This window comes from Niveispirillum irakense DSM 11586 (genome assembly GCF_000429645.1).
In the GTDB taxonomy this organism is placed as follows: Bacteria; Pseudomonadota; Alphaproteobacteria; order Azospirillales; family Azospirillaceae; genus Niveispirillum; species Niveispirillum irakense.
Genome location: NZ_KE386934.1, coordinates 433,380 through 456,958 on the forward strand (window position 1 = coordinate 433,380; position 23,579 = coordinate 456,958).

The 23,579-nt window shown below is 63.3% G+C and carries 22 protein-coding genes; 6 read left to right on the top strand and 16 right to left on the bottom strand.

Going from position 1 to position 23,579, the window contains the following annotated elements; translation table 11 throughout:
* Positions 1 to 7 precede the first annotated feature (7 nt).
* From G473_RS0121010 to G473_RS0121035, 6 genes are all read right to left on the bottom strand, one after another.
* Complete coding sequence (locus G473_RS0121010) at positions 8 to 3,184, bottom strand: efflux RND transporter permease subunit (protein ID WP_029014720.1); 3,177 nt, start codon at positions 3,182 to 3,184, stop codon at positions 8 to 10.
* Positions 3,181 to 4,359 carry an efflux RND transporter periplasmic adaptor subunit gene (locus G473_RS0121015; protein WP_154667502.1) on the bottom strand — a complete coding sequence of 393 codons (1,179 nt, stop codon included), beginning with the start codon at positions 4,357 to 4,359 and terminating at the stop codon, positions 3,181 to 3,183. Before G473_RS0121015 ends, G473_RS0121010 begins: the two co-directional genes overlap by 4 nt.
* A 153-nt stretch (positions 4,360 to 4,512) precedes the next feature.
* Positions 4,513 to 5,589 carry a 5-(carboxyamino)imidazole ribonucleotide synthase gene (locus tag G473_RS0121020; RefSeq protein ID WP_029014722.1) on the bottom strand — a complete coding sequence of 359 codons (1,077 nt, stop codon included), beginning with the start codon at positions 5,587 to 5,589 and terminating at the stop codon, positions 4,513 to 4,515.
* Positions 5,590 to 5,636: 47 nt separating this feature from the next.
* On the bottom strand, positions 5,637 to 6,155 hold the full coding sequence (gene purE, locus G473_RS0121025) for a 5-(carboxyamino)imidazole ribonucleotide mutase (protein WP_035708855.1): 519 nt from the start codon (positions 6,153 to 6,155) through the stop codon (positions 5,637 to 5,639).
* Between the two features lie 132 nt (positions 6,156 to 6,287).
* Positions 6,288 to 6,488 (bottom strand): YdcH family protein, encoded by a 201-nt coding sequence (locus G473_RS0121030; RefSeq protein ID WP_029014724.1) that lies wholly within the window; start codon positions 6,486 to 6,488, stop codon positions 6,288 to 6,290.
* Between the two features lie 106 nt (positions 6,489 to 6,594).
* Positions 6,595 to 7,179, bottom strand: a complete 585-nt coding sequence (locus G473_RS0121035; protein WP_035708504.1) for a GNAT family N-acetyltransferase — start codon at positions 7,177 to 7,179, stop codon at positions 6,595 to 6,597.
* Positions 7,180 to 7,348: 169 nt separating this feature from the next.
* Between G473_RS0121035 and G473_RS0121040 the strand changes: the two genes are divergently transcribed.
* Positions 7,349 to 7,633, top strand: coding sequence for an acylphosphatase (locus G473_RS0121040; RefSeq protein ID WP_425411587.1), 285 nt, complete (start codon positions 7,349 to 7,351; stop codon positions 7,631 to 7,633).
* A gap of 14 nt (positions 7,634 to 7,647) precedes the next feature.
* Here the strand turns inward: G473_RS0121040 and G473_RS0121045 are convergent, their stop codons facing one another.
* The 3 genes from G473_RS0121045 to lexA all read right to left on the bottom strand — a co-directional run bounded on the left by G473_RS0121045 (position 7,648) and on the right by lexA (position 9,167).
* Positions 7,648 to 8,064 (bottom strand): hypothetical protein, encoded by a 417-nt coding sequence (locus G473_RS0121045; protein WP_154667503.1) that lies wholly within the window; start codon positions 8,062 to 8,064, stop codon positions 7,648 to 7,650.
* Positions 8,061 to 8,291, bottom strand: coding sequence for a hypothetical protein (locus tag G473_RS0121050; protein WP_029014728.1), 231 nt, complete (start codon positions 8,289 to 8,291; stop codon positions 8,061 to 8,063). The genes G473_RS0121045 and G473_RS0121050 overlap by 4 nt, the downstream gene beginning before the upstream one ends.
* A 132-nt stretch (positions 8,292 to 8,423) precedes the next feature.
* A complete protein-coding gene (gene lexA / locus G473_RS0121055; protein WP_029014729.1) occupies positions 8,424 to 9,167 on the bottom strand; it encodes a transcriptional repressor LexA in 744 nt (247 codons plus the stop codon).
* A gap of 334 nt (positions 9,168 to 9,501) precedes the next feature.
* On the opposite strand from lexA, the gene G473_RS0121065 reads away from it, so the two are divergent.
* The gene (locus tag G473_RS0121065; protein ID WP_029014730.1) at positions 9,502 to 11,181 is read left to right on the top strand and encodes a methyl-accepting chemotaxis protein; all 1,680 of its coding nucleotides are present in this window, start codon (positions 9,502 to 9,504) and stop codon (positions 11,179 to 11,181) included.
* Between the two features lie 23 nt (positions 11,182 to 11,204).
* Here the strand turns inward: G473_RS0121065 and G473_RS0121070 are convergent, their stop codons facing one another.
* The gene (locus tag G473_RS0121070) at positions 11,205 to 12,404 is read right to left on the bottom strand and encodes a molybdopterin molybdotransferase MoeA (protein ID WP_029014731.1); all 1,200 of its coding nucleotides are present in this window, start codon (positions 12,402 to 12,404) and stop codon (positions 11,205 to 11,207) included.
* A gap of 79 nt (positions 12,405 to 12,483) precedes the next feature.
* Positions 12,484 to 12,996: an SRPBCC family protein gene (locus tag G473_RS0121075; RefSeq protein ID WP_029014732.1), complete on the bottom strand. Its 513-nt coding sequence runs from the start codon at positions 12,994 to 12,996 to the stop codon at positions 12,484 to 12,486.
* A gap of 84 nt (positions 12,997 to 13,080) precedes the next feature.
* Here G473_RS0121075 and G473_RS0121080 point away from each other — a divergent pair, with 84 nt between their 5' ends.
* Positions 13,081 to 14,040 carry a LysR family transcriptional regulator gene (locus tag G473_RS0121080; RefSeq protein ID WP_245580222.1) on the top strand — a complete coding sequence of 320 codons (960 nt, stop codon included), beginning with the start codon at positions 13,081 to 13,083 and terminating at the stop codon, positions 14,038 to 14,040.
* Here G473_RS0121080 and moaC read toward each other — a convergent pair.
* From moaC to G473_RS0121100, 4 genes are read right to left on the bottom strand one after another with little or no spacing between them, the layout of a single operon-like run.
* Positions 14,019 to 14,504: a cyclic pyranopterin monophosphate synthase MoaC gene (moaC, locus tag G473_RS0121085; protein ID WP_029014734.1), complete on the bottom strand. Its 486-nt coding sequence runs from the start codon at positions 14,502 to 14,504 to the stop codon at positions 14,019 to 14,021. The genes G473_RS0121080 and moaC overlap by 22 nt on opposite strands.
* A 3-nt stretch (positions 14,505 to 14,507) precedes the next feature.
* Positions 14,508 to 15,326, bottom strand: a complete 819-nt coding sequence (trpC, locus tag G473_RS0121090; RefSeq protein ID WP_029014735.1) for an indole-3-glycerol phosphate synthase TrpC — start codon at positions 15,324 to 15,326, stop codon at positions 14,508 to 14,510.
* Positions 15,326 to 16,363 carry an anthranilate phosphoribosyltransferase gene (gene trpD, locus G473_RS0121095; RefSeq protein WP_029014736.1) on the bottom strand — a complete coding sequence of 346 codons (1,038 nt, stop codon included), beginning with the start codon at positions 16,361 to 16,363 and terminating at the stop codon, positions 15,326 to 15,328. Before trpD ends, trpC begins: the two co-directional genes overlap by 1 nt.
* Before the next feature lie 12 nt (positions 16,364 to 16,375).
* The gene (locus G473_RS0121100; RefSeq protein WP_029014737.1) at positions 16,376 to 16,981 is read right to left on the bottom strand and encodes an anthranilate synthase component II; all 606 of its coding nucleotides are present in this window, start codon (positions 16,979 to 16,981) and stop codon (positions 16,376 to 16,378) included.
* Positions 16,982 to 17,207: 226 nt separating this feature from the next.
* Between G473_RS0121100 and G473_RS31120 the strand changes: the two genes are divergently transcribed.
* Positions 17,208 to 18,485, top strand: a complete 1,278-nt coding sequence (locus G473_RS31120) for a divergent polysaccharide deacetylase family protein (protein WP_051330544.1) — start codon at positions 17,208 to 17,210, stop codon at positions 18,483 to 18,485.
* Between the two features lie 3 nt (positions 18,486 to 18,488).
* On the opposite strand, the gene G473_RS28220 is transcribed toward G473_RS31120, so the two are convergent.
* Positions 18,489 to 20,564, bottom strand: coding sequence for a ComEC/Rec2 family competence protein (locus tag G473_RS28220; protein ID WP_051330545.1), 2,076 nt, complete (start codon positions 20,562 to 20,564; stop codon positions 18,489 to 18,491).
* A 133-nt stretch (positions 20,565 to 20,697) separates the two neighbouring features.
* Between G473_RS28220 and gltX the strand changes: the two genes are divergently transcribed.
* Positions 20,698 to 22,101 (top strand): glutamate--tRNA ligase, encoded by a 1,404-nt coding sequence (gene gltX, locus G473_RS0121115; protein ID WP_029014738.1) that lies wholly within the window; start codon positions 20,698 to 20,700, stop codon positions 22,099 to 22,101.
* A gap of 111 nt (positions 22,102 to 22,212) precedes the next feature.
* On the top strand, positions 22,213 to 23,541 hold the full coding sequence (gltA, locus tag G473_RS0121120; RefSeq protein ID WP_029014739.1) for a citrate synthase: 1,329 nt from the start codon (positions 22,213 to 22,215) through the stop codon (positions 23,539 to 23,541).
* The last annotated feature ends 38 nt before the right edge of the window (positions 23,542 to 23,579 follow it).

A 23,579-nucleotide genomic window follows, 5' to 3' on the forward strand; every position in this document is an offset into this window, starting at 1 on the left:
CAGCGTTTTATTCCGCCGCCATGACGGAACGGGCCGGCCCGCCGTTGCGACCCAATACCAGACGGCGGATCAGCACGTAGAAAACCGGGGTGAACAACAGACCAAAGAAGGTCACCCCCAGCATGCCGAAGAACACGGTCGTCCCCAGGCTCTGCCGCATCTCCGCCCCGGCACCCGTCGCGATCATCAGGGGCAGCACGCCCAGGATGAAGGCGAAGGATGTCATCAGGATCGGGCGCAACCGCAGGCGGCAAGCCTCGATCACGGCGTCGAACCGGTCCTTGCCTTCTGCTTCCAACTGACGCGCAAATTCCACGATCAGGATCGCGTTCTTCGACGCCAGCCCGACCAGCACGACGAAACCGATCTGGGACAGGATGTTGTTATCCATCCCCCGCATCATCAGCCCGCCCACAGCGGACAGAAGACACATCGGCACGATCAGCAGGATGGCAAAGGGCAGTGACCAGCTTTCATACTGCGCCGCCAGCACCAGGAAGACGAAGAAGACGCAGAGCGGGAAGATATAGAGCGCTGAATTGCCGGCGATTTTTTCCTGATACGAAAGATCGGTCCAGGCGGCGGTGAAACCGGGGGGCAGATGATCCGCCGCCACCTTATCCATGGCCTGGATGGCGGCACCGGAACTGAACCCCGGCAACGTATTGCCCTGCAACTCCGCCGCCGGGAACAGGTTATAGCGCAGCACCCGGTCCGGCCCCGTCACGAAACGGGCATCGACGAAGGAGCCTAGCTGCACCATGTCGCCATTGCCGTTGCGGGTCTGGAGTTTGCCGATCTGTTCCGGGTCCAGACGATATTGCCAGTCAGCCTGCGCCGCCACCTGGAAGGTACGGCCAAACAAGTTGGTATCATTCACATAAGCCGACCCCAGATAGACCGACAGGGTCTGGAAGACCGACGTCATCGGCACATTCAGCATCTGCGCCTTCACCCGGTCCACATCCAGGAAAAGCTGGGGCGCCTTGGCACTGAAGGGCGTGAAGACGCTGGTCAGGCCCTGGACCTGATTGCCTGCCATGGCCACAGCCCAGGTCGCCTCCTCCAGGGCCGCCGGCCCGGCGCTGGCCATATCCAGGATGCGCATGGTGAAGCCACCAGACGTTCCCAGCCCGCGCACCGGCGGCGGCGGCACCACAACCAGACGTGCCTCCGGGATCGCCATCAGGCGCTTTTGCAGATCCTGCACAATGACATCCGCCGTCAGGCCCAGGGGCAAACGCTCCTCATACGGCTGAAGGGGGGTGAAGATGGCGCCGGCATTGGCCGCCACCGTGCGGGTGGCGCCGGAGAAGCCAGAGAACTGCACCGTATGGCCGACGCCCGGCGTCTCCCGCGCGATGCGGGACGCCTCCTGCACCACCTTGTCCGTATTGGCCAGCGAGGCGCCTTCCGGCAACTGCGCCACCACGATCAGATAGCCCTGATCCTGCTGCGGGATGAAGCCGGGGGCGATACGGGTGAACAGGAACCCGGTGCCGATAATCAGCAGGACATAGACCACGATCATCATCATCGGGGCCCGGGTCACCCCGCTCACCATGCGACCATACCTGTCAGCCATCCGGTCGAAGGCGCGGTTGAACCCGTCAAAGAAGCGGTTGGTCAGCGATGACACCATGGCCAGCCGCCCGGTGGCCTGTGCATGGCCGTCTGTATGGGATTTCAGCAGCATAGCGCAGAGCGCCGGGCTGAGGGTCAGCGAGTTGAAGGCCGAAATGATGGTCGCCACCGCGATGGTGACCGCGAACTGGCGATAGAACTGCCCCTGGATACCATCAATGAAGGCGGTGGGAATGAACACGGCTGACAGCACAAGCGCAATGGACACCAGCGCGCCGCCAACCTCGTCCATGGTGATGCGCGCCGCTTCAATCGGGGAATGGCCAAGCCCCAGATTGCGCTCCACATTCTCCACCACCACGATGGCGTCATCGACCACGATGCCAACCGCCAGCACCAGCCCGAAAAGGGTCAGGTTATTGATGGTGAAGCCCAGCGCCGCCATGATGGCAAAGGTGCCGATCAGCGATACGGGGATGGCGACGACCGGGATGATGGTGGCCCGCCAGCGCTGCAGGAACAGTAGCACGACCAGCACCACCAGCAGCACCGCCTCGCCGATCGTCTTCACCAGTTCATGCACAGACTCAGCGATGAAGGTCGTCGTGTCGTAGACGATGCGATATTCCAGGCCGGGCGGGAAATCCTGGCTCAGTTCCTCAATCGCCTGTTTGATATTGGCTGCTGTTTCCAGCGCGTTGGAGCCGGGTAACTGAGAGATGGCGAGCGCCACCGCCGGTTTGCCGTCGAGATAGGAATTGCGCACATAATCGCGCGCACCCAGTTCCACCCGCGCCACATCCCGCAGCCGGACGATACGGCCGTCAGTACCGCTTTTAACGATGATGTTCTCAAATTCCTGCGGTTCGGTCAGGCGCCCCTGCAGGGTGATATTATATTGATAGTCGCGGGGCATTTCCGTGGGCGGGGCACCCAACTGGCCGCCCGCGACCTGCACATTCTGCGCCTGAACGGCGGCCAGCACTTCCGGTGCCGTCATACCCAGGGACGCGATCTTCTGCGGATCCAACCACAGGCGCATGGAGTAATCGCGTGCCCCGAAAATGGTGATGTCGCCGACACCGGCCACGCGGCTCAATGCATCGCGCACCCGCAACAGGCCGTAATTGGAGATATAAAGCTGGTCATAGGTATCGTCCGGCGAGATCAGGTGGATCACCAGCATCAGGTCGGGCGAATTTTTGCGGGTGACGATACCGTTACGCCGCACTTCTTCGGGCAGGCGCGGTTCCGCTACCGCCACCCGGTTCTGCACCAGCACCTGGGCCTGATCCAGATCCGTTCCCAGCTTGAAGGTGACGGTCAGGTTCATCTGCCCGTCGGAGGTGGATTGGGACGACATGTAGAGCATGCCCTCCACCCCGTTCACCTCCTGCTCAATGGGTGACGCGACGGTGGCAGCCACCGTTTCCGCATTCGCGCCCGGATAGGATGCGCGCACCGTCACGGTCGGCGGCACCACTTCGGGATATTGCGAGACCGGCAGGGCCAGATAGGAGATCGCACCGATCGCGATGATGATGATCGAGATCACCATCGCGAAAATCGGACGATCAATGAAAAAACGCCCGATCTTCATGGTTGCGCCCCCCGATCAGCGACGCCGATCGGCTTTTCCACCGGCGTGACGGTCGCGCCGGGGCGTACCCGCATCAGGCCTGCCGTGATGATCCGGTCCTTGGCCTGCAAGCCCTCGCGGACCACCCGCAAACCGTCAATGACCGGACCAAGGGTGACAGGCCGTGTACCAACCTTATTGTCGCCGTCCACCACCATGACGAAACGGCGATTCTGATCAGTGCCGATGGCGCTGTCGGGCACCAGCAATCCATCATAATCGGCGCGACCGACAAGATGCAGCCGACCGAACAGGCCGGGGGTGAAACCATTATCGCCATTTTCGAAAATGGCCCGCAGGCGGATGGTGCCGGTGCTGGGGTCGATACGGTTATCGACAAAGTCCAGCCGGCCCTTATGGACAAAGCCATTCTCGCCCGGCAAAGCCAGTTCCACCTCGTGCGCCAGGTCCCGGTTGCTGGGCCGGTCGCCGGCCTGGTTCAGCCGCTGATAGCGCAGATAGGAGGCCTGATCGGCATCGAAGTAGAAATGGATCGGGTCCAGGGAGACGATGGTCGTCAACAGCGTCGATTCCGCCGAGCCGCCACCGACCAGATTGCCGATGGAAACCCGGTGGTTGGAGACGCGGCCGCTGACCGGCGAGCGAATTTCCGTGAATTCAAGGTTCAGCGCGGCCGCGCGGGCATCTGCCTCGGCTGCCATCAGGGCGGCTTGCGCTGCCTGCAATTGCTGTGACCGCGTATCCAGCACCGATTGCGACACCGCCTGGGTGCGCCGCAGATCCGATGCGCGGTCAAGCTCCCGCTGGGCCAGCGTTACCTGTGACTTCGCCTGGGCTACCTGGGCCCGTGCCGCGTCCAGCGCGGCCTGATAAGGGCGGGGGTCGATAACGAAAAGCAGATCGCCCTTCAGGACGGTGTCGCCATCCTTGAAATGGATGGCGGTGAGATAGCCGCTGACCCGGGCACGGATTTCCACCTCGTCAAGGGCGGCGAAGCGGCCGGTATATTCGTCCCATTCCCGCACCTTCTTTTGCACGGGATGGCTGACGACAACCTGGGGCGCCGCCTGGGCAGCGCCATTTTCCTGGTTGCTCTGGCCACAACCCGCCAATGCCAGCAGCATGACCGCCAGCCCGACGCCAGCGGTCCGGCCGCGCGCGTCCTGCCTCTTCATAATGCTCTCCGCCTCTTCCTTGAATTCAAGGCGGTAGCATGGCAGCGGTAACGCGCCCTGTTTTACATTTTCTTGCTGTTAAGGCACCCGCCGCACGCAACGCAGGAATTTTGCATGGAAACGGTTTGCCGCATGCATAAATCGCATGGACATTCACGCGGGGCGATTGATATGCCCCATCTTGCGGCCAGGGCGTGCTTCACCCTTGCCATAGAGGTGGAGATGCGTGCCCGGTTCCGCAAGATAGTCAGCCCAATGATCCGCATCAGCGCCGATCAAATTGGTCATGACGCAGGCGCCACGGGCTGAGGTTGAGCCCAAGGGCAGGCCGCAAACCGCCCGAACAAGTTGTTCGAACTGGCAGGTTTCTGCGAAATCCATTGTCCAATGGCCGGAATTATGCGGCCGGGGTGCCATCTCGTTCACCAGCACCCGCCCGTCCGGCGTAACGAACATCTCCACCGCCAGCAGGCCAACCACCTCCAGCTTTTCAGCCATCAGCAGGGCAATCCGCGTTGCCTCCGCCGCCACGGGCGCCGTCACACGGGCCGGCACGGTCGTGGTGTCCAGTATGCCGTCGCGGTGCCGGTTCTCGGCCACCGGATAGGCGGCCGTGGCGCCGTTGGCGCTGCGGGCGACGATGACGGAAATTTCGCAGGTGAAATCGACAAACCCTTCCAGAACGGCCATATCGGCGCCCAGCGATTCCCATGCCGCGACAAGATCACTGTCGGGAGCAAGCCGGACCTGCCCGCGACCATCATAGCCCATGCGCGTGGATTTCAGGATGGCCCGCCCGCCGATTGCGGCCATCGCCTCTTTCAACGCGGCGACGCCATCCACGGCATGGAAAGGGGCCGTGCCGATGCCAAGGCTGTTGGCAAAGCGCTTTTCCGCCAGACGGTCCTGCGCCACGGCCAGCACCGGGGCACCGGGATGGACACCGACATGGCGGGACAGGAATTCCACCGTCTCCGTTGGCACATTCTCCCATTCCAGCGTGATGACATCGACATCATCGGCAAACCGGGCCAGGGCCAGCCGGTCATGCCAGCCTGCCTGGGTGTGGTAGGCCACAACCTGCCCACAGGAACTGTCCATGCTCTCCGGCGCGAAGACATGCACCTTGTAACCGAGACGGGCGGCGGCAAGGGCCGTCATGCGGCCAAGCTGACCGGCACCAAGCATGCCGATGGTGGAGCCGGGCGGGATCATGGTCACGGGAGACATCCTTGATGGTCGGGCAGCAATCAGACAGGTTTGGCCGAGTGGATAAGTCAGCCGACGGGATCGACCGGCACTTCCGCCACACTTTCGGTCTGGCGGCGACGCCAATCGGTCAGGGCGCGGTCCAGCGCGGGATCGGAAAGGGCCAGGATAGAGGCTGCCAGCAAACCGGCATTGATGGCCCCGGCTTTGCCGATGGCCAGCGTGCCCACCGGCACCCCACCGGGCATCTGGACGATGGACAGCAGGCTGTCCTGCCCCTTCAAGGCATGGCTTTCCACGGGCACGCCCAGGACAGGCAAGGTCGTCATGGAAGCGGCCATGCCGGGCAGATGGGCAGCCCCGCCAGCACCGGCGATGATCACCTTCAACCCGCGCTCCTTCGCGCTGCTGGCATAATCATAAAGCCGCTGTGGGGTACGATGGGCGGAAACGATCCGCGTCTCGAACGCCACGCCCAGTTCCTTCAGGATGGCCGCGGCATGGCCCATCGTGGCCCAGTCGGATTGACTGCCCATAATGATGCCAACGGGCACGGGCGCGTCCGCTTGGGGGATGGTGTCGGGCATGGGAACCTGCTCCTCATTGTCAGACAAAGGACGCGAGAAGCGGCGCATTATAGGCAGCGGCGGATCATTCACAACCACCGGGGGCGCAAGGGAGCCCGGCGGATTTTCATGCCGGGGCGCTTGCACCCGTCATCAGGCGATGATGTCGGGGACAAGCTGGCTTTCCAGCCGGGCAATCATATCCTTCAACAGAAGCTTGCGCTTCTTCAGCCGCTGGATTTGAAGCTGATCGATGGGAAGCTGCGCGGCGAGGCGCTGGATGACATCATCCAGGTCGCGATGCTCGGTCCGTAGCGTCGCGAGCTTCTCCTTCAGCGCATGTTGATCGTTCATCGGATTCCGCGTCGCACACACCATTCAGTGCGGCATCAACGCCGCCCGGCGACTGCATATCACAAAAGCCGGTCAAGGTGGTGCAGGCAATTTTCAGCGCCTGGGATCAGGAGCCGACATGCGGTCCCGCCGCAAGACGGGACAAGGGAAGCAGGTCCGTCCAGCCATAGGCCACTTCCGCCAGACGGGTATTGGCGAAGCTGATCGGCTGTTCAGCCAGCAGCGCGCCGCCCAGACGCTCATAAAAAAATCGGCTGGGATTATCGCGCAGCACCCAGACCAGAGCGGCTTGCGTCCCCTGCCCCAGCAGATCCTGAGCCATGGTGGCCAATAGCCGCCGTCCCGCCCCCTTGCCCTGCACCTGGTCCAGCAGATAGATGGCGTAGAATTCACCGCCATAGCCGGTAAGGCCGGTACGCTGCGGCCCGCAGGAAGCGAAGCCGACGATCTGGGAGGACCCGCCGGCCGGGTTCGGTTCCCCATCCAGCATAACATAGGTGCGCCGCTTCGCCCCCCCAGCGCCGGTCAGCAGGGCCTGCCAGCGCCGCTCATGCACTTTCGCCGAAAGGCCCACCAGATAACGGTCAGGGAGCAGGCCGGCATAGGTGGAGCGCCAGCTTTCCACATGGACAGCAGCAATCCCGGCGGCGTCGGCCACTGTGGCGGGACGGATCAGCGGTAAAGCGGTCATTCTCATCCCCTCCGGCAAGGTCGACCCGGTTCCGCCATGCTGCCGCATAAAACCGGCGCTGACCAGTCCCCGCCCTTACCATAGCGCCACTCCGGGACCGTGATTGACAAGCGCGGCCATGTCGGGCTGGATTGCGTCAACAAATGCGAGACGGATGGACGATATGGGCATGGATGAAAGACGCGCCGTTACGGTGCGCATCACCGGCAAAGTGCAAGGCGTGTGGTATCGCGGCTGGACAGTGGAACAGGCGCGCCGGCGGGGCCTTGACGGTTGGGTGCGCAACCTGTCCGATGGCAGTGTGGAAGCTGTTTTTGCCGGCCCTGCCCCGGATGTCGATGCGATGCTGGATGCCTGCTGGCAGGGGCCGCCATCGGCCATGGTTATCAATGTCAAGGTCCTGGAAACGGAGGATACCGGCGTGACCGGTTTCGACCAGCGCCCCTCCGCATAAACAGCCGCGATTCTTCATCCAGGGTCATTGTCCACCATAAATCGGTCCTCCTGCCATCGAATGGAAAAGCGCTTTCCATCGGGGCGGGTGACAAGGATACCGATGGCCCGGCTGCCATTTTCACGGTCAGTATATGTGAAGCGGGCTGCCGCAGCCTGATCAGCGCCCAGGCCGGCAACGGGGAAATGGCGCACGGCGCCATGCAGTCCGCCCAGGCTCACCCAGATCATGGCGTCGCCCTGCCCGTCCTGGCGCAGCACGCGCACTGTATCAATCACGCCATCCCCGTTGAAATCACCGAGGAGCTGCATGGAATTGGCAACGCGACGCCATTCACCGGGAAGCGGCAGGTCCCCCTGTGCCCAGACAGGTGCGGGCACGATGACGGCCAGCATCGCCAGCATCCAGCGGCGGGCACCCCTTGATATCAACGCAGGCTTCCCGCCAGGCATCCATTCTCCACCGATTGGGCGGCCAGTTCCTGGAAACGGCTGATATAGCGGCCGTCACCGGCAATGGCAGGGTCGCGGATAGTATCGGCGTTCAACTGCCGGATTTCCGCATCAATCCGGTCGCAGGGGCTGGTGCAACCCCCGGCGAGAAGCAGGGAGGCGCCGATCACAAACGGCATCACGCCGCGAACGTGGAAAATATGCATTGATCTGGTCATGCCTTTGGCAAACGGAAAAAGGGTCAGCGTGACGCTGACCCATGGTCCCGGCTAAAGCACGGCGGCATGATGACGGGATTACGGCGGGACAGACCGCCGGTAAACCCATTTTGCTTTCGTTTATGAATAACGCCGGATCAAACCGATCAACCTGCCCTGCACATTGACCCGGTCCGACCCGAAAACCCGGGTTTCGTAGGAGGGATTGGCCGGCTCCAAAGCGATAGAGTTTCCCTTGCGACGCAGACGCTTCAGGGTCACTTCCTGCCCGTCGACAAGGGCCACGACGATGGTCCCATTTTCCGCCGTCTCACAGCGCTGGATCACCACGGTGTCACCATCCAGGATGCCCGCTTCGATCATGCTGTCACCGGCCACCTCAAGCGCATAATGATCGCCGGCGGCCAACATGCTGACCGGTACATCAATACTGGCGCTGTGGTCGCGCAAAGCCTCAATCGGCAAACCGGCAGCGATACGGCCATAAAGCGGCAGCGAAACCGCCTCCACATCATTACTGGCCGCACGGCCCGGCAGGGCGCCCCGAAAATCACCCCGAATGACATTGGGCTTGAAACGGGCGGCGTCGGGCGGCGGCATATCGGACGGGGGGGCCGGCGTTGCGGCCTTGGTCGCACGGGGCGCCGGCTTTTCCGGCAGGCGCAGCACTTCCAGCGCCCGGGCGCGGTGCGGAAGACGCCGGATGAAGCCACGCTCCTCCAGGCCCGTGATCAGCCGATGGATGCCGGATTTAGACTTCAAGCCCAGCGCATCCTTCATCTCGTCGAAAGAGGGTGAAACACCACCATCATTCAGCTTCTCATTGATGAAGATCAGCAATTCCTGTTGCTTGCGCGTCAGCATCTTCTTCCTCGCCCTTTCATCCCGCCCGGCACCGCCCTGGTTCCAGCACCCGCAACTATATAGAACAATCCCGGAACGTCAATTAAATGTTCCGCCTTGGTTCACCAATGATCATCGTGTTCGGGCAAGAGGCTGGCGCAGAAGGATGTGATATCCCTCCGCATAGTCGACCACCCACCAAGCGATACTTTAAAGTTCGCCATGGACGCCCCGAAACCACAATCTCTCACTTTAAGTAAACAACAATATCCGCATCCCCGAAAATACAAATAAATACCCCACCAATAAATCCAACGACTTCAGCACCACCGCCCCGAAACCGAAGGACATCCCCATGTTCAACCTCTTCACCCGCAGTGTCGAGAAAACGGATCTGGCGTTGATAAATGCCATCAACGCCAGTCAATGCGTTATTGCCTTCGATACCAACCGGCGGGTCATCGAAGTGAATGACCTGTTCCTTCAGGCAACGGGTTATCGGCGGGAAGAGGTTCTGGGCCAGCCGCATATGCTGTTCATGGACAAAGAGGAGGCTGGCGGCAGCGCCTACGCCACTTTCTGGGGCCGCCTGCTGGCGGGGGAGCCGACGGGAGGGGAATTCCGCCGTCTCGGGCGCGACGGGCGCGAAATCTGGATTCAGGCCACTTATACGCCCGTCAAGGATGCGAGCGGTCGGGTCACCCGGATTGTAAAGCTGGCCAGCGACATCACAGTCCAGAAGCAGCGCGCCATTGATGTCGCGGGACAATTACAGGCGTTGAACCGGTCCCAGGCGGTCATCACATTCAATCTCGACGGCACCATCCTGGACGCCAACGATAATTTTCTGAGCGCGGTGGGCTATAGGCGGGAAGACATTGTCGGGCGCCATCACCGGATGTTCGTGGCCGAGTCCGAGCGTGAGGGGACTGACTACCGCACGTTCTGGAGCCGGCTGTCCAAAGGGGAGTTCTTCGACGGCATTTTCAAGCGTATCGCCAAGGATGGACGGGAGATCTATATCCGCGCCACCTATAATCCGATTCTGGATACCCATGGGCGGCCCGTGAAGGTGGTGAAGTTTGCTGCCGATATTACGGAATTACGGCTCGACATGGCTGACAAGTCCGGCCAGATCGAAGCCATCAACCGCAGCCAAGCGGTCATCGAGTTCGCCCTGGATGGCACCGTCCTGCGCGCCAATGCCAATTTCCTTGCCCTGATGAACTACCATGAGGAGGAGATCAAAGGGCGCCACCATCGCCTGTTCATGCCCGCAGAAGAGGTCGATAGCCAGGCCTATCGGGATTTCTGGAAAGCGCTGGCCAGGGGTGAATATCGCACCGGCACGTTCCGCCGGGTGGCAAAGGACGGGCATGATGTCTGGATCAATGCAAGCTACAACGCCATTTTCGATCCAGACGGCAAGCCCTTCAAGGTGGTGAAATACGCCTCCGACGTCACCCAGAATGTGCTGGCCCGCAAACGCAGCGAGCATGTCGGCGCCATGCTGGAAAACGTGGCCGCCGGCGCGGAAGAAATGAGCAGCTCTGTGCGGGAGATCGCCACCAGCATGGTCCGCTCCCGCGACACGGCGGAGGCGGCCGACCACACGGCAGAATCGGCAACGGGCGCCACCCGGCGGCTGGCCAGCGTTACCGAATCCGTCGGCGGCATTGTCAATGTCATCGCCGATATCGCCGGTCAGATCAATCTGCTGGCCCTGAACGCCACCATCGAAAGTGCGCGGGCCGGGGAAGCCGGCAAGGGCTTCGCCGTTGTGGCAACGGAGGTGAAGAACCTTGCCAATCAGGCCCGCGCCGCAACTGAGCGTATCAATGCGGAAATTGGCGATCTGCGCGGGGCCTCCAGTGAGGTGGTGGAAGCGCTGACCAGCATCCGGGCCGCTATCGACAATGTGCGCCAATATGTGACCTCCACCGCCGCCGCTGTTGAGGAACAGAGCGCGGTAGCCGCCGAAATGTCCGGCAGCATGCAGCGCGCCGCCAAGGAAGCCGCGTCAATCGTCGGGTAACCGGGAGGGCGGAAATAACCGCCTTACAGCGCATCCAGCGGCATGATCCGGACCTTTTCCCCCGCCACCACCGGCGGGGCGTGCGGGTCGCGCAGGATCAGGCAGTCGGCCCAGGCCAGCCGGCTTAGCATGCCGCTATCCTGTTTCGGGAAGGGAGTGGCCACCTCCCTTCCCTGCGCATCGCGGGAAAGCTTGGCGCGGATGAAATCCGCCCGGCTGTCATTCCTCCCCAAATTCCCGCCCAATATTACTTCCCGCGTCTCATCCGCCGTCGGCAGCCCCTGCATGCCCAACAGCAGCGGGCGCAGGAACAGCCAGGCACAGACCAGGGCGGAGACCGGGTTGCCCGGCAGGCCCAGCATGGGCACACCCTTGATGCGACCAAACATCAGGGGCTTGCCGGGCCGCATGGCGATTTTCCAGAAATCCAGCTCCAGCCCGGCATGGCCCAGCACGGAGCGCACCAGATCATGCTCCCCCACCGACGCGCCGCCGATCGTCACCAGCAGGTCGGTACCGCTGGCAGCAGCAGCCAGTTCCGCCAGACTGTCGCGGTTATCCCCGGCAATGCCCAGATCCACCGCCTCCCCGCCCAACTGGCGCACCAGGGCGCAGAGTGCCAGGGAATTGGAGCTGACAATCTGCCCCGGCGCCAGCGTGTCGCCGGGCATCACCACCTCATCCCCCGTGGCGAGGATGGAAACGCGGGGGCGACGGCGAACCTTCAGCCAGGGCACATTCATGGAAGCCGCCAGCGCCAGATCGCGCACGGTCAGCCGCCGCCCCGCCGGCACGCCGACATCGCCAATGCTGAAATCCTGCCCCGCCGGCCGTATCCAGCGCCCCGGCCCGCTGCCATCTTTCAAGGTGACGGTGGCGCCGTGATCGTCTGCATCCTCCTGCACCACCACCGTATCGGCCCCATCGGGCAAGGCCCCGCCGGTGAAAATCCGCACCGCCTGCCCCGGCCCCACCCCGCCGGCAAAGGGCCGGCCCGCCGGCGCCTCGCCGATGCGGGCCAGCGTGACGGGGAAACTGGCGATGTCCGCCGTGCGCACGGCCCAGCCATCCATGGCCGAAACAGCCGTCGGCGGATGTGTAACCCGCGCCACCACATCCGCCGCCAGCACCCGGCCCAGCCCCTGGGTCAAGGGCACCTGTTCCGCCGGCAGCGGTTGGATATTGGCCAGGATACGGGCGCGGGCTTCGGAAAGGGGGATCAAGCGGGGGCTCCGTGAGTCAGGTCGGACCAAGAGATATCTGGGACCTTATCCATCGCGCAATAGGTCGCACCATCCCCGTTCAAACGAGATGGCAGCGGGCATACGTTACCATGCCGACGATCCATTCCTGGTGCCCATTGATCATCGGATTGGGGATTGCCGCCGCCAATTCGCGCGCCGGCTGTCCGTTTTGCGTTTCCTGGGTCAGGATACGCACACGCCCATCGGACAGATCCTCTATCAACCAGGCATGGTGGACATCCAACCGCCGATGCGCGTCTCCTTCCACCCAACCGTGCCAAGCCAGTCGCGCCGGTTGCCCCTCCACCGGTTCCACATATTCGACAACTTCGGCTTCCACGGAAAAACCAAAGGTTACGAACCTAAACCGGGTTCCAAGGGCCAATGCCGGTCCCTGCCCATCGTAAAACCATATGTCGCTAACATTGCTATAATAACGCGGCCAGATTGTAGTTTTTGCAAGCGCAGGCCAGACTTGGTGGGCTGAAAGATCGGCAACGATAATCTCGTTGGATGCAAAATTATCGCTGAAGCCGGGCACATAGCCATCAGGCCAATGGATCATGTTCATGTTCTTCTCCCAGGCGGCGCGGGTGGATTGTCAAGCGCCGCTTGACCAGACATGACCGTTCCGCTGATATAGCTCAAATCGTGAATGGATATTTTCTTAATAAGAATGACTGATATTAGCCGCCTTGACCTGAACCTTCTGAAGACGCTTGATGCGCTGCTGACGGAACGGAGTGTCACCAGGACGGCCGCGCGGCTGGGCCTGACCCAACCGGCGGTAAGCGGTATGTTGACCCGCTTGCGCCAGCAATTTAGCGATCCGCTTTTCGTTCGAAGCCAACATGGCATGGTTCCGACGGCGCGGGCCACGGAACTGGCGACTACCCTTCGCCGCATTCTGGCCGATATAGAGACACTCCTGGTACCAGAACAGTTCGATCCAGTTCAGGCCAACCTGACGGTAACCTTGGCGGCTACCGATTATGCCTTGCAGGCGGTCATTGTCCCCTTCGTGGCACGGGTTCGTGTCTTTGCACCCGGCATCCGTATCGCGATACAACCAGTCGATGACAGCCGTATCCAAGAGCAATGCGAGCGCGGCACGATCGATATGGCGCTCAGCACACCCGAGCAGGCACCGCCTAGCCTGCGGTCGCGGCATCTCTTCGACGAGGATTATGTATGTGTCATGCGCCAACACCATCCCGATGCCGGGGCGACGCCTCTTTCCCTGGATCGGTTCTGCGCGCTTGATCACGCCTTGGTTTCTTACGGGGGCAACCGTTTCCAGGGCGTGACCGATTTGGCACTCGCGAGATTGGGGCGACAGCGGCGAACAGTGCTGAGCTTGGCCAGTTTTCTAGCCTTGGGTGACATTCTACGGGCCACGGATCTGATCGCCGTCATTCCGCGCCGGATGGCGACACAGATGCAGAACATTGTCATCAGTGAGCCGCCAGTGGTGATCCCAGGATTCCAGAAGATCCTCGTCTGGCACGAACGCACTCAGCATGACCCGGCCCAGCGCTGGCTGCGATCACTGCTTGCCGATAGCTGCGCAATAGTCCCTGGCCATCAAAGCCCTCACCCAAGCGGCCCGATATAGGTCCCGCTCTTGCCGCCTTCCTTATAGGCAAGCTGAACGGCGCCGATCACCATGCCCTTATCGACCGCCTTGCACATGTCATAGATGGTGAGCGCGGCGACGGAGACCGCCGTCAGCGCTTCCATCTCCACGCCCGTGCGGCCTTTCAGCTTCACGGTGGCGCTGATCTCCACCTTTGCTCCCGCCTCATCCAGGGTGAAATCCACCGAGACCTTGGACAGGGCCAGCGGGTGGCAGAGCGGGATCAGGTCGGCGGTTTTCTTGGCAGCCATGATGCCGGCCAGCCGCGCCACGCCCAGCACATCGCCCTTTTCCATGCCGCCCGCGCGGATCAGGGCCAGGGTTGCAGGATTCATGGCGATATGGCCGCGCGCGGTGGCGATGCGCACCGTCTCCTCCTTGGCGGACACATCCACCATGGCGGCGTTGCCGGCCTCATCAAAATGGGTCAGGCGGCCCGCCATGGCTCAGGCCGCCGGGGCGAAGGGGGTGGAGAGCAAAGCGCGGGTGGCGGCCACCACGTCCGGCTTGGCCATCAGCGATTCCCCGATCAGGAAGCGGCGCGCCCCGGCAGCGGCCAGCCGCGACAGGTCGGCCGGGCTGTGGATACCGCTTTCCGCCACGAGATGCCGGCCCGCCGGCACCATGGCCGCCAGCCGTTCCGTGGTGGCAAGATCGATGGAAAGGGTCTTCAGGTTGCGGTTATTCACCCCCAGCAGACCGCCGGGCAGCTTCAAGGCCCGCTCCATCTCCGGCTCGTCATGCACCTCCACCAGCACATCCATGCCGTAGCCGATGGCGGCGTCATAAAGGTCACGCGCCAGCGCATCATCCAGGCAGGCCATGATCAACAGGATGCAGTCAGCCCCCAGCGCCCGGCTTTCCGTGATCTGATAGGGATCGATCATGAAATCCTTGCGCAGGGCCGGCAGGTCCACAGCCGCGCGGGCGGCCTGCAAAAAGGCGTCGTCGCCCTGGAAATAGGGGATATCGGTCAGTACCGACAGGCAGGTGGCGCCAGCTTCCTTATAGGCCCGCGCCAGGGTCGGCGGGTCAAAATCGGCACGGATCAGGCCCTTGGACGGGCTCGCCTTCTTGATCTCCGCGATCAAGGCCCAGCGCCCGTCGGCCACAGTGCGGGAAAGCGCATTGACGAAACCACGCGGGGCCGGCTGGGCCTTCGCCGCTTCTTCCACCAGCGCCAGGGGGCGGGCGGCTTTGGCGCGGGCCACATGCTCGGCCTTATCGGCACAGATACGGGCCAGAACGTCGGGGGTGCTGTTCATTATTCGGTCACCGGAATGTGGGTGATGCTGGCCAGGCGTTCCAGGGCCAGGGTGGCCTGACCGCTGTCAATGGCATCAGCCGCCTTAGCCACACCTGCCTTCAGGTCAGGTGCGGCGTCGGCCACCACCAGGGCAGCGGCAGCGTTCAGCAGCACGATGTCACGATAAGGGCCCTTGGCCCCAGAGAGCACAGCGCGCAAGGCCTGGGCATTTTCCTCCGGCGTGCCGCCGCGGAGGTCATCCGCCGTGGCGCGGGGCAGGCCCGCATCCTCCGGCGTAATCTCAAACGTGCGCACCACACCATGGCGTAACTCCGCCACATGGGTGGGGCCGGTGGTGGTGATCTCATCCAGCCCGTCGCTGCCATTCACCACCCAGGCCGTCTGCGAGCCCAGATTGTGCAGCACATGGGCCAGCGGCTCGATCCACTGGCGGGAGAAGACACCCAGCAATTGCCGCTTCGCCCCGGCAGGGTTGGAGAGCGGCCCCATCAGGTTGAAGATGGTGCGCGTGCCCAGCTCCACCCGCGTCGGCCCGACATTGCGCATGGCGGTGTGGTGGCGGGTGGCCAGCAGAAAGCCGATGCCGGCATCAAACAAAGCCCGCCGTACCAGGGTGAAATCGGCATCCAGGTTCACCCCCAGCGCCGACAGCACATCCGCCGCCCCCGATTTCGAGGAAATCGCCCGGTTGCCATGCTTGGCCACCGGCACACCGCAGCCGGCAATCACAAAGGCCACGGCGGTGGAGATATTATAGGTATGGGCCCCATCGCCGCCGGTGCCACACGTATCAATAATGCCTTCCGGCGCTTCGATCCCGATGGCCTTGGCGCGCATGGCGCGCACGGCCCCGGTGATCTCCGCCACACTCTCCCCGCGCACCCGCAGCGCCATCAGGAAGCCGCCCATCTGCGATGGTGTGGCATTGCCGGACATGATGATGGCGAAGGCATGTTCCGCCTCCGCCTCGCTGAGACTGGCTCCGGTGGCGACCTTCGCCAGCAGCGCCTTGAAATCCCCCATATCGCCGGTCATCGGCCCCCGCCTTCAGGCAACGGTACGCAGGCGGGGCCCGCGCGTGATGTTGGCCAGTTCCAGGAAGTTATCCAGAATCTTGTGACCATTCTCGGACGCGATGCTTTCCGGGTGGAATTGCACGCCATGGATGGGCAGCGTCTTGTGTGACAGCGCCATGATCATCCCATCATCCAGCCATGCCGTGCTTTCCAGACAATCGGGCAGCGTCTCCTTCTCCACGATCAGGGAGTGGTAGCGCGTGGCCTGGAACGGGCTGGGCAGCCCTTTCATCAGGGTACGGCCTTCATGAAACACGGTGCCCATCTTGCCATGCATCGGCTGGGGTGCGCGCACCACCTTGCCGCCAAAGGCCTGACCGATGGCCTGGTGCCCCAGGCAGACACCCATCAGCGGAATCTTATGTTCGGCGGCGGCATGGATCAGCGGCAGGCAGATGCCGGCCTTGTCCGGGTCGCAGGGGCCGGGCGACAGCATGATGGCCTGCGGCTTCAGGTCCAACGCCTGTTCCAGCTTCAGCGCGTCGTTGCGCCACACCTGCACGTCAGCGCCCAATTCGCCCAGGTAATGCACCAGATTCCAGGTGAAGCTGTCGTAATTGTCGATGAAGAGCAGCATGGCGGTGTTCTTGACCCTTGGAATATGCCACGGAAGCGGCCCGTGAATGGCCGCCGGGCGGCAGCCTATAGGCGTTGCCGGGGGAATTCCAGCCCATGCGACGGGCCAAGCCCCCTGCCAGAACGTTAACCGCCCTGCGGTGACGGCATTGCAGCCGGTTGAGGTTTGTTCCATATCTGGCGCTGATTTATGAATTTGCGCCCGCCTTGCAGGGATCGACAGCCCCATGTCCGACCAGCGCCGATCCCCCGGCCCCCGTATCAAACAACCCCAGAAGCGTCGGGGCACGAGCGGCCCCCTGCCCAGACCCAGGGTCCGGGCCCGCAAAGGCCATATCCGCGATCGTGGCCGTTCCTGGCTGACCCGGCTGGGCAAAGGCGGGCAAGCGCTGCTGGTGCTGCTGGCACTGGTGGCCGTCGCCGGTGGGCTTTATGCGTTGAACAGCAATGATGGGCCTTACCGCCCCGTCGCCGCCGGCCCCGCCCTGACACCGGCGGAGGAAATGGCCGATTCCCAAGCCGAGGACGAGGTGGAAGAGGCTGTGGACGAGGACGCGGCGGAGGAAAAAGGCGCCGGCCCGACAAAGCCGGACCGCGCCCCCACACCGCCGCCTGCCGCCCAGCCAACAGCACCGCCCGCCCCTGCCCCGCCGGAACCCCAGCCCCCGGCAGCAAGCACGGAGCCGGCACGGCCCGCACCGGAAAAAGCCCAGGTCGCGGCAGTGCCCCGCCCGCCCAAGCCGCTGCCCCCCGTCCCGCCGCCGCCGGCAGGGGTGCCCGCTTGGCGCCATTATGCCGTCCAGGCCCCCGCCGCCGATGGGCGGCCCCGCATCGTCATCGTGATTGACGATATGGGGCTGGACCGCCGGCGCAGCGACAAGGTGGTGGGCCTTCCCGGCCCGCTGACGCTGGCCTGGCTGCCCTATGCCCGCGATCTCGGCACCCAGACGGCCCAGGCCCATGGCGGGGGCCATGAACTGATTGTCCATATGCCCATGGAACCGTCGGGCAAGGAGAATCCGGGGCCGAATGCGCTGTTCACCCAGTTAGGGGAAACGGAACTGCGTCAGCGTCTGGCCCATAACCTGTCGGCTTTCAGCGGCTTTGTCGGCATCAACAACCATATGGGCAGCCGCTTCACAGCCGATAGCACGGGCATGGCAGTGGTCTTGTCTGAACTGTCTGGCCGGGGCCTGCTGTTCCTGGACAGCCGCACCACGGCCGACAGCAAGGCAGCCTCGCTGGCCAGCCATTATCAGGTGCCGATGCAGGCGCGCGACGTGTTTCTGGACCATGTGCAGACACCGGAAGCCGTTGCCAAGGCCCTGGCCCAGGTGGAAAGCATCGCCCGACGCAAGGGCAGCGCCATCGCCATTGGCCACCCCCATGATGTGACCATCGCCGCCCTGACCAGATGGCTGCCAACCCTGGAGGCAAAAGGCTTCCAGCTTGTGCCCCTTACAGCGGTCGTCAATCCGCCGGCTGGCCGTATGGACGGGCTTTGATGGTTAATACCAGGGCCGCGCGCCCGGTTCGGGGCGTACCTTCGCCAGCCTGATTCCGGCCGGATCAAGATAAAGCGCATGGGCCCCATGGGCCGCCCGCTCCGCAGGACCCACGATGATCGGCCCGGGACAGTCCGGTGCGCCACGCAAGGCCAGCACAGCCCCCGCGCCCGTCGGGCAGGCGGCACCCGGCCCCAGCAAAAGGGCCACCTGCTGGCCGTCTTTCTCGTAAAGGCAGGTTTCACCGTCGCAGCGCAGCCCATCCGCCGGACTGCCGGCAGGCTGCCAGCGTTTGGGCGGGTTGGCCAACCCATCGCGCTGCGCCCAGGCATCGCTGTCGAAACGGCTGGCCCGCCGGGTGGAAACCAGCAGCCCGCCATCCTGGGTGCGGATGGCCGCCACCACCCCGTCGCTGCTGACCCGGATATCCGGCATCGGCGCCAGCGGGAGGGAGAGAAGGGCCGCACCAATCCCCAAGCCACCCAGCCACCGCCACCGGCCCTGCCACAGGCCGATCCACAAAGCACCCACGGTAAAAGCCGCCATGCCCCAGAGCGGGATTGCCGGCACCCGCACCGCCGCCCCCGGCAGGCCCGTTACCCAATGGGCAGTCCACAGGATCAACTCCACGCCCCAGCCCATGGCGATGATGGCTGGCCCCTCCAGCCCCAGCGGCATCAACAGATAAACCAGCAAGCCCCAGGGCATGACCCAGAAGGAGGTGACGGGCACGGCGATCATGTTGGCCAGCACCCCGTAATTGGCCATCTGCTGGAAATGGTACAGGCCATAGGGCGTGGTCGCGAGGCTGGCGACGAGCGAGGTGAAGGCAAGCCCGATCGCCCCGCGCAGGATGCGCCCCACCCGCCCCTCCCCCCGCGGATAGCGGGCCAGGATCGGGGTGATCGCCTCATAAACCAGAATCAAGGCTGCCACGGCAGCAAAGGACATCTGGAAGCTGGGGCCAAGGATGGCTTCCGGCTGGGTCAGCATCACCGCCAGCGCCGCCACCGCAATGACGCGGATGGAGAAGGGATTGCGATCCGCCAGGATGGCCAGCAGCATGACACCGGTCATCAGAACCGACCGCTGGGTCGGCACCGGCGACCCGACCATCAGCATATAGAAGAAGGCCGCCGCCAGCGCGATGATGGCCGCGAATTTCTTGATCGGATAGCGCAGGGCGAAAGGCGGCCACAGGGCCAGCAACGCCCGCACCGCCAGCAGGACCAGCCCCGCCACCAGCCCGACATGCAGGCCCGAGATGGAAAGCAGATGCTGCAAACCGGATTGCCGCATCGCCTCCAGATCCGCTTCGGGAATGGCGCTGGGCTGGCCATTGAGCAGGGCAGCGGTCATACCCGATACAGCCCCGTCCAACCGCGCGTCCACCTTGCCCGCCATGGCCTGACGCAGGCCTTCCAGCCGCACGGTAAAAGGCGGATCGGGCGCCATCCCCCGCACCTGCACCCGCCCCCTGGCATAGCCGACCGCACCGATCTTCTGGAAATAGAGGTGGCGGCGAAAATCAAAGGCGCCCGGCTCCACCGCATCACCCGGAGGGCCGATCACCGCCCATACCCTGACGCGCTGCCCCGGCTTGGGCAGATTATCATCGGCACGCAGGCGGATGCGGGCGCGGGCCGGCGTCTGCGATGTGGCAAGGCCTGGAATGGTGAGATCCTGCATCAGGATACGGCCGCCTTTTTCCAGCGGTTCCTGCGCGATAACGGTGCCGATCACGTCAACTGGCCCGATCTCCGCCGCCAGCACCGGGGCACGCACCTGATCTGTGCGTATCTGTGCCGCCAGCAGGCCCAGCACGGGCATGACCAGCAGAATGACCATCGCCTGAACAGCCAGCGGTCGGAATCGCCGCAGCCTCAGTTCGACGAAAAACAGCATGGCAAGCAGGACAGGGGCGATCCAGGCCGGTGGCTCCGCCGGCAAGGCGAAGTAAAAGCCGATCCCGGCCCCCAGCGTGACAGGCGACCAAAGCAGCCAGCGTCCCTGTTCCGCCAGGATCGACGCCCCCAGCCAATCCCAGATAGGACGCCCCAGCGGCAGGGCAAGCGACATTGCCGCCCTCCGCCCCGCAAATCCTGATTGCGTGCTTTGTCCCATGCGTGATGCCCGTCACGGTGCATAAGCCCCCTGGCTGTGCTAAACCAGCCGCAGCGGACCCTTTTCCTTGCAGAAGATTGTATTAATCATGACGATTGTCACCCGTTTCGCGCCATCACCCACTGGTTTTCTGCATATTGGTGGTGGCCGGACCGCCTTGTTCAACTGGCTACTGGCGCGCCGGCATGGCGGCAAGTTCCTGCTGCGCATCGAGGATACCGACCGCGCCCGTTCCACCCAGGCTGCCGTGGATGCGATCCTGGACGGGTTGAAGTGGCTGGGCCTGGATTGGGACGGCGACGCGATCAGCCAGTTTGAACGCAAGGACCGCCACGCCGCCGTGGTGGAGGAAATGCTGGCCAATGGCAGCGCCTATCGCTGCTACTGCACGCCGGAAGAACTGGATGCGATGCGCGAGGCGCAGAAGGCCGCCGGCCAGCAGCCGCGCTATGATGGCCGCTGGCGCGACCGTGACCCGTCAGAAGCCCCCGCCGGGATTGCCCCTGCCATCCGCCTGAAGGCCCCGCGTGAAGGCGAAACCGTGGTCAAGGACCATGTGCAGGGTGAAGTGCGGGTGCAGAACAGCCAGTTGGATGATCTGATTCTGCTGCGGTCCGACGGCACGCCTACATATCTGCTGGCCGTGGTGGTGGACGATTATGACATGGGCGTGACCCATGTGGTGCGTGGTGATGACCACCTGACCAACACGTTCCGCCAGCTCCAGATTTACAATGCCATGGGTTGGAAGGCGCCGGAATTCGCCCATATCCCGCTGATCCACGGTCCGGACGGGGCCAAGCTGTCCAAGCGCCATGGGGCGCTGGGGATTGAAGCTTACCGCGACATGGGCTTCCTGCCGGAAACGATGCGCAATTATCTGCTGCGTCTGGGCTGGGGGCATGGCGATGCGGAGATCATCCCGACCGAACAGGCGATTGAGTGGTTTGATCTGGAAGGGATTGGCCGGTCGCCCTCGCGGCTGGACTTCGCCAAGATGGAAAATCTGAACGGCCATTATATCCGCGAGGCCTCCGACGCACGGCTGGTGGACTTGACCGTTCCCTTCATTGAACAGCGCCTGGGCCGCGCCCTGACGCCGGCTGATAAGGATCGTCTGCTGCAATCCGTGCCCGGCTTCAAGCCCAGGGTGAAAACTCTGGTGGAACTGGCGGACGGGTCGCTTTATCTCTTTGCAAATCGTCCGCTGCCGCTTGATGAAAAGGCGGCGGGCCTGCTGACGGCCGATGCACGGTCGCAGCTTGGCGCGCTGGCAGAAGCGTTCGCCGCAAGTACCGAATGGACCGCCGCTGCCCTGGAACAGATCGTTCGGGAGCAGGCGGAGCGTACGGGACTGAAGCTGGGGAAACTGGCCCAGCCCCTGCGCGCGGCCCTGACCGGCAGCACCGTTTCGCCGCCGATTTTCGAGGTGGCGGAAATTCTCGGTCGTGTAGAGAGCCTTGCGCGACTGGAAGATGTGACAAAGGGGTGATTAAAGTCGTGCTGTTGCGTTGCGCTCGCTGCGTTGCGGCATTACACTCCGCCCGAAAATAAAGAACCCGGGGCAGCGCCCCACCCAAGAAACCCTTGAGGACGTGCCGACATGAGCCAGACTCCCCAGACGGCGGGCGATGGAACCGCCGATACGGTGACCCTGATCGATAACCGGAACGGCAAGCAAGTGACCTTGCCCATCCTGCACGGCGCGACGGGACCGGACGTCATCGACATCCGCAAGCTCTATGCGGCCACCGGGTGCTTCACCTACGATCCCGGCTTCACGTCCACCGGCTCCTGCGAATCGGCGATCACCTACATTGATGGCGATGAAGGCGTGCTGCTGCATCGCGGCTACCCGATCGAGCAGTTGGCCGAGAAGAGCGACTTCCTGGAAGTCTGCTACCTGCTGCTGAATGGCGAACTGCCGAATGCCGAGCAGAAGGCCAAGTTCGAACAGACCATCACGCGCCACACCATGGTGCATGAGCAGTTGGCGAACTTCTTCCGTGGCTTCCGCCGCGATGCCCACCCGATGGCCATCATGTGCGGCGTCGTCGGCGCCCTGTCGGCCTTCTATCATGACAGCACGGACATCAACGACCCGACCCAGCGCATCATCGCGTCGCACCGGCTGATCGCCAAGGTGCCGACCATTGCTGCCATGGCCTACAAATATTCGGTCGGTCAGCCTTTCGTCTATCCGCGCAATGACCTCGGTTTTGCTGAGAACTTCCTGTACATGACCTTCGCGGTCCCGTGCGAGGAATATAAGGTGAACCCGGTCATCGCCGAGGCGATGGACAAGATCTTCATCCTGCACGCCGATCACGAGCAGAACGCTTCGACCTCCACCGTCCGTCTGGCTGGTTCGTCGGGCGCCAACCCGTTCGCCTGTATCGCCGCCGGCATCGCCTCCCTGTGGGGTCCCGCCCATGGTGGTGCGAACGAAGCCGTGCTGAAGATGCTGGAAGAGATCAAGACCGTTGATCGCATTCCGGAATTCATCAAGCGCGCCAAGGACAAGAACGACAATTTCCGTCTGATGGGCTTTGGTCACCGGGTCTATAAGAATTATGACCCGCGCGCCAAGGTGATGCAGCAGACCTGTAAGGAAGTGCTGGCCGAACTGGGCATCAAGGACGATCCGCTGCTGGACATCGCGGTGGAGCTGGAGCGTATCGCCCTTTCCGATGAATATTTCATCGAGAAGAAGCTGTACCCGAACGTGGACTTCTATTCCGGCATCATCCTGAAGGCGATTGGCTTCCCGACCAGCATGTTCACCGTGCTGTTCGCGCTGGCCCGTACCGTCGGCTGGATCAGCCAGTGGAAGGAGATGATCGAGGATCCCGGCCAGAAGATCGGTCGCCCGCGCCAGCTCTATACCGGTCACACGGTGCGGGACTTCACCCCGCTGAACGAGCGTGGCTGAGCAGCAGCATAAGCGGCATCAAACGGGCGGCCCCAATG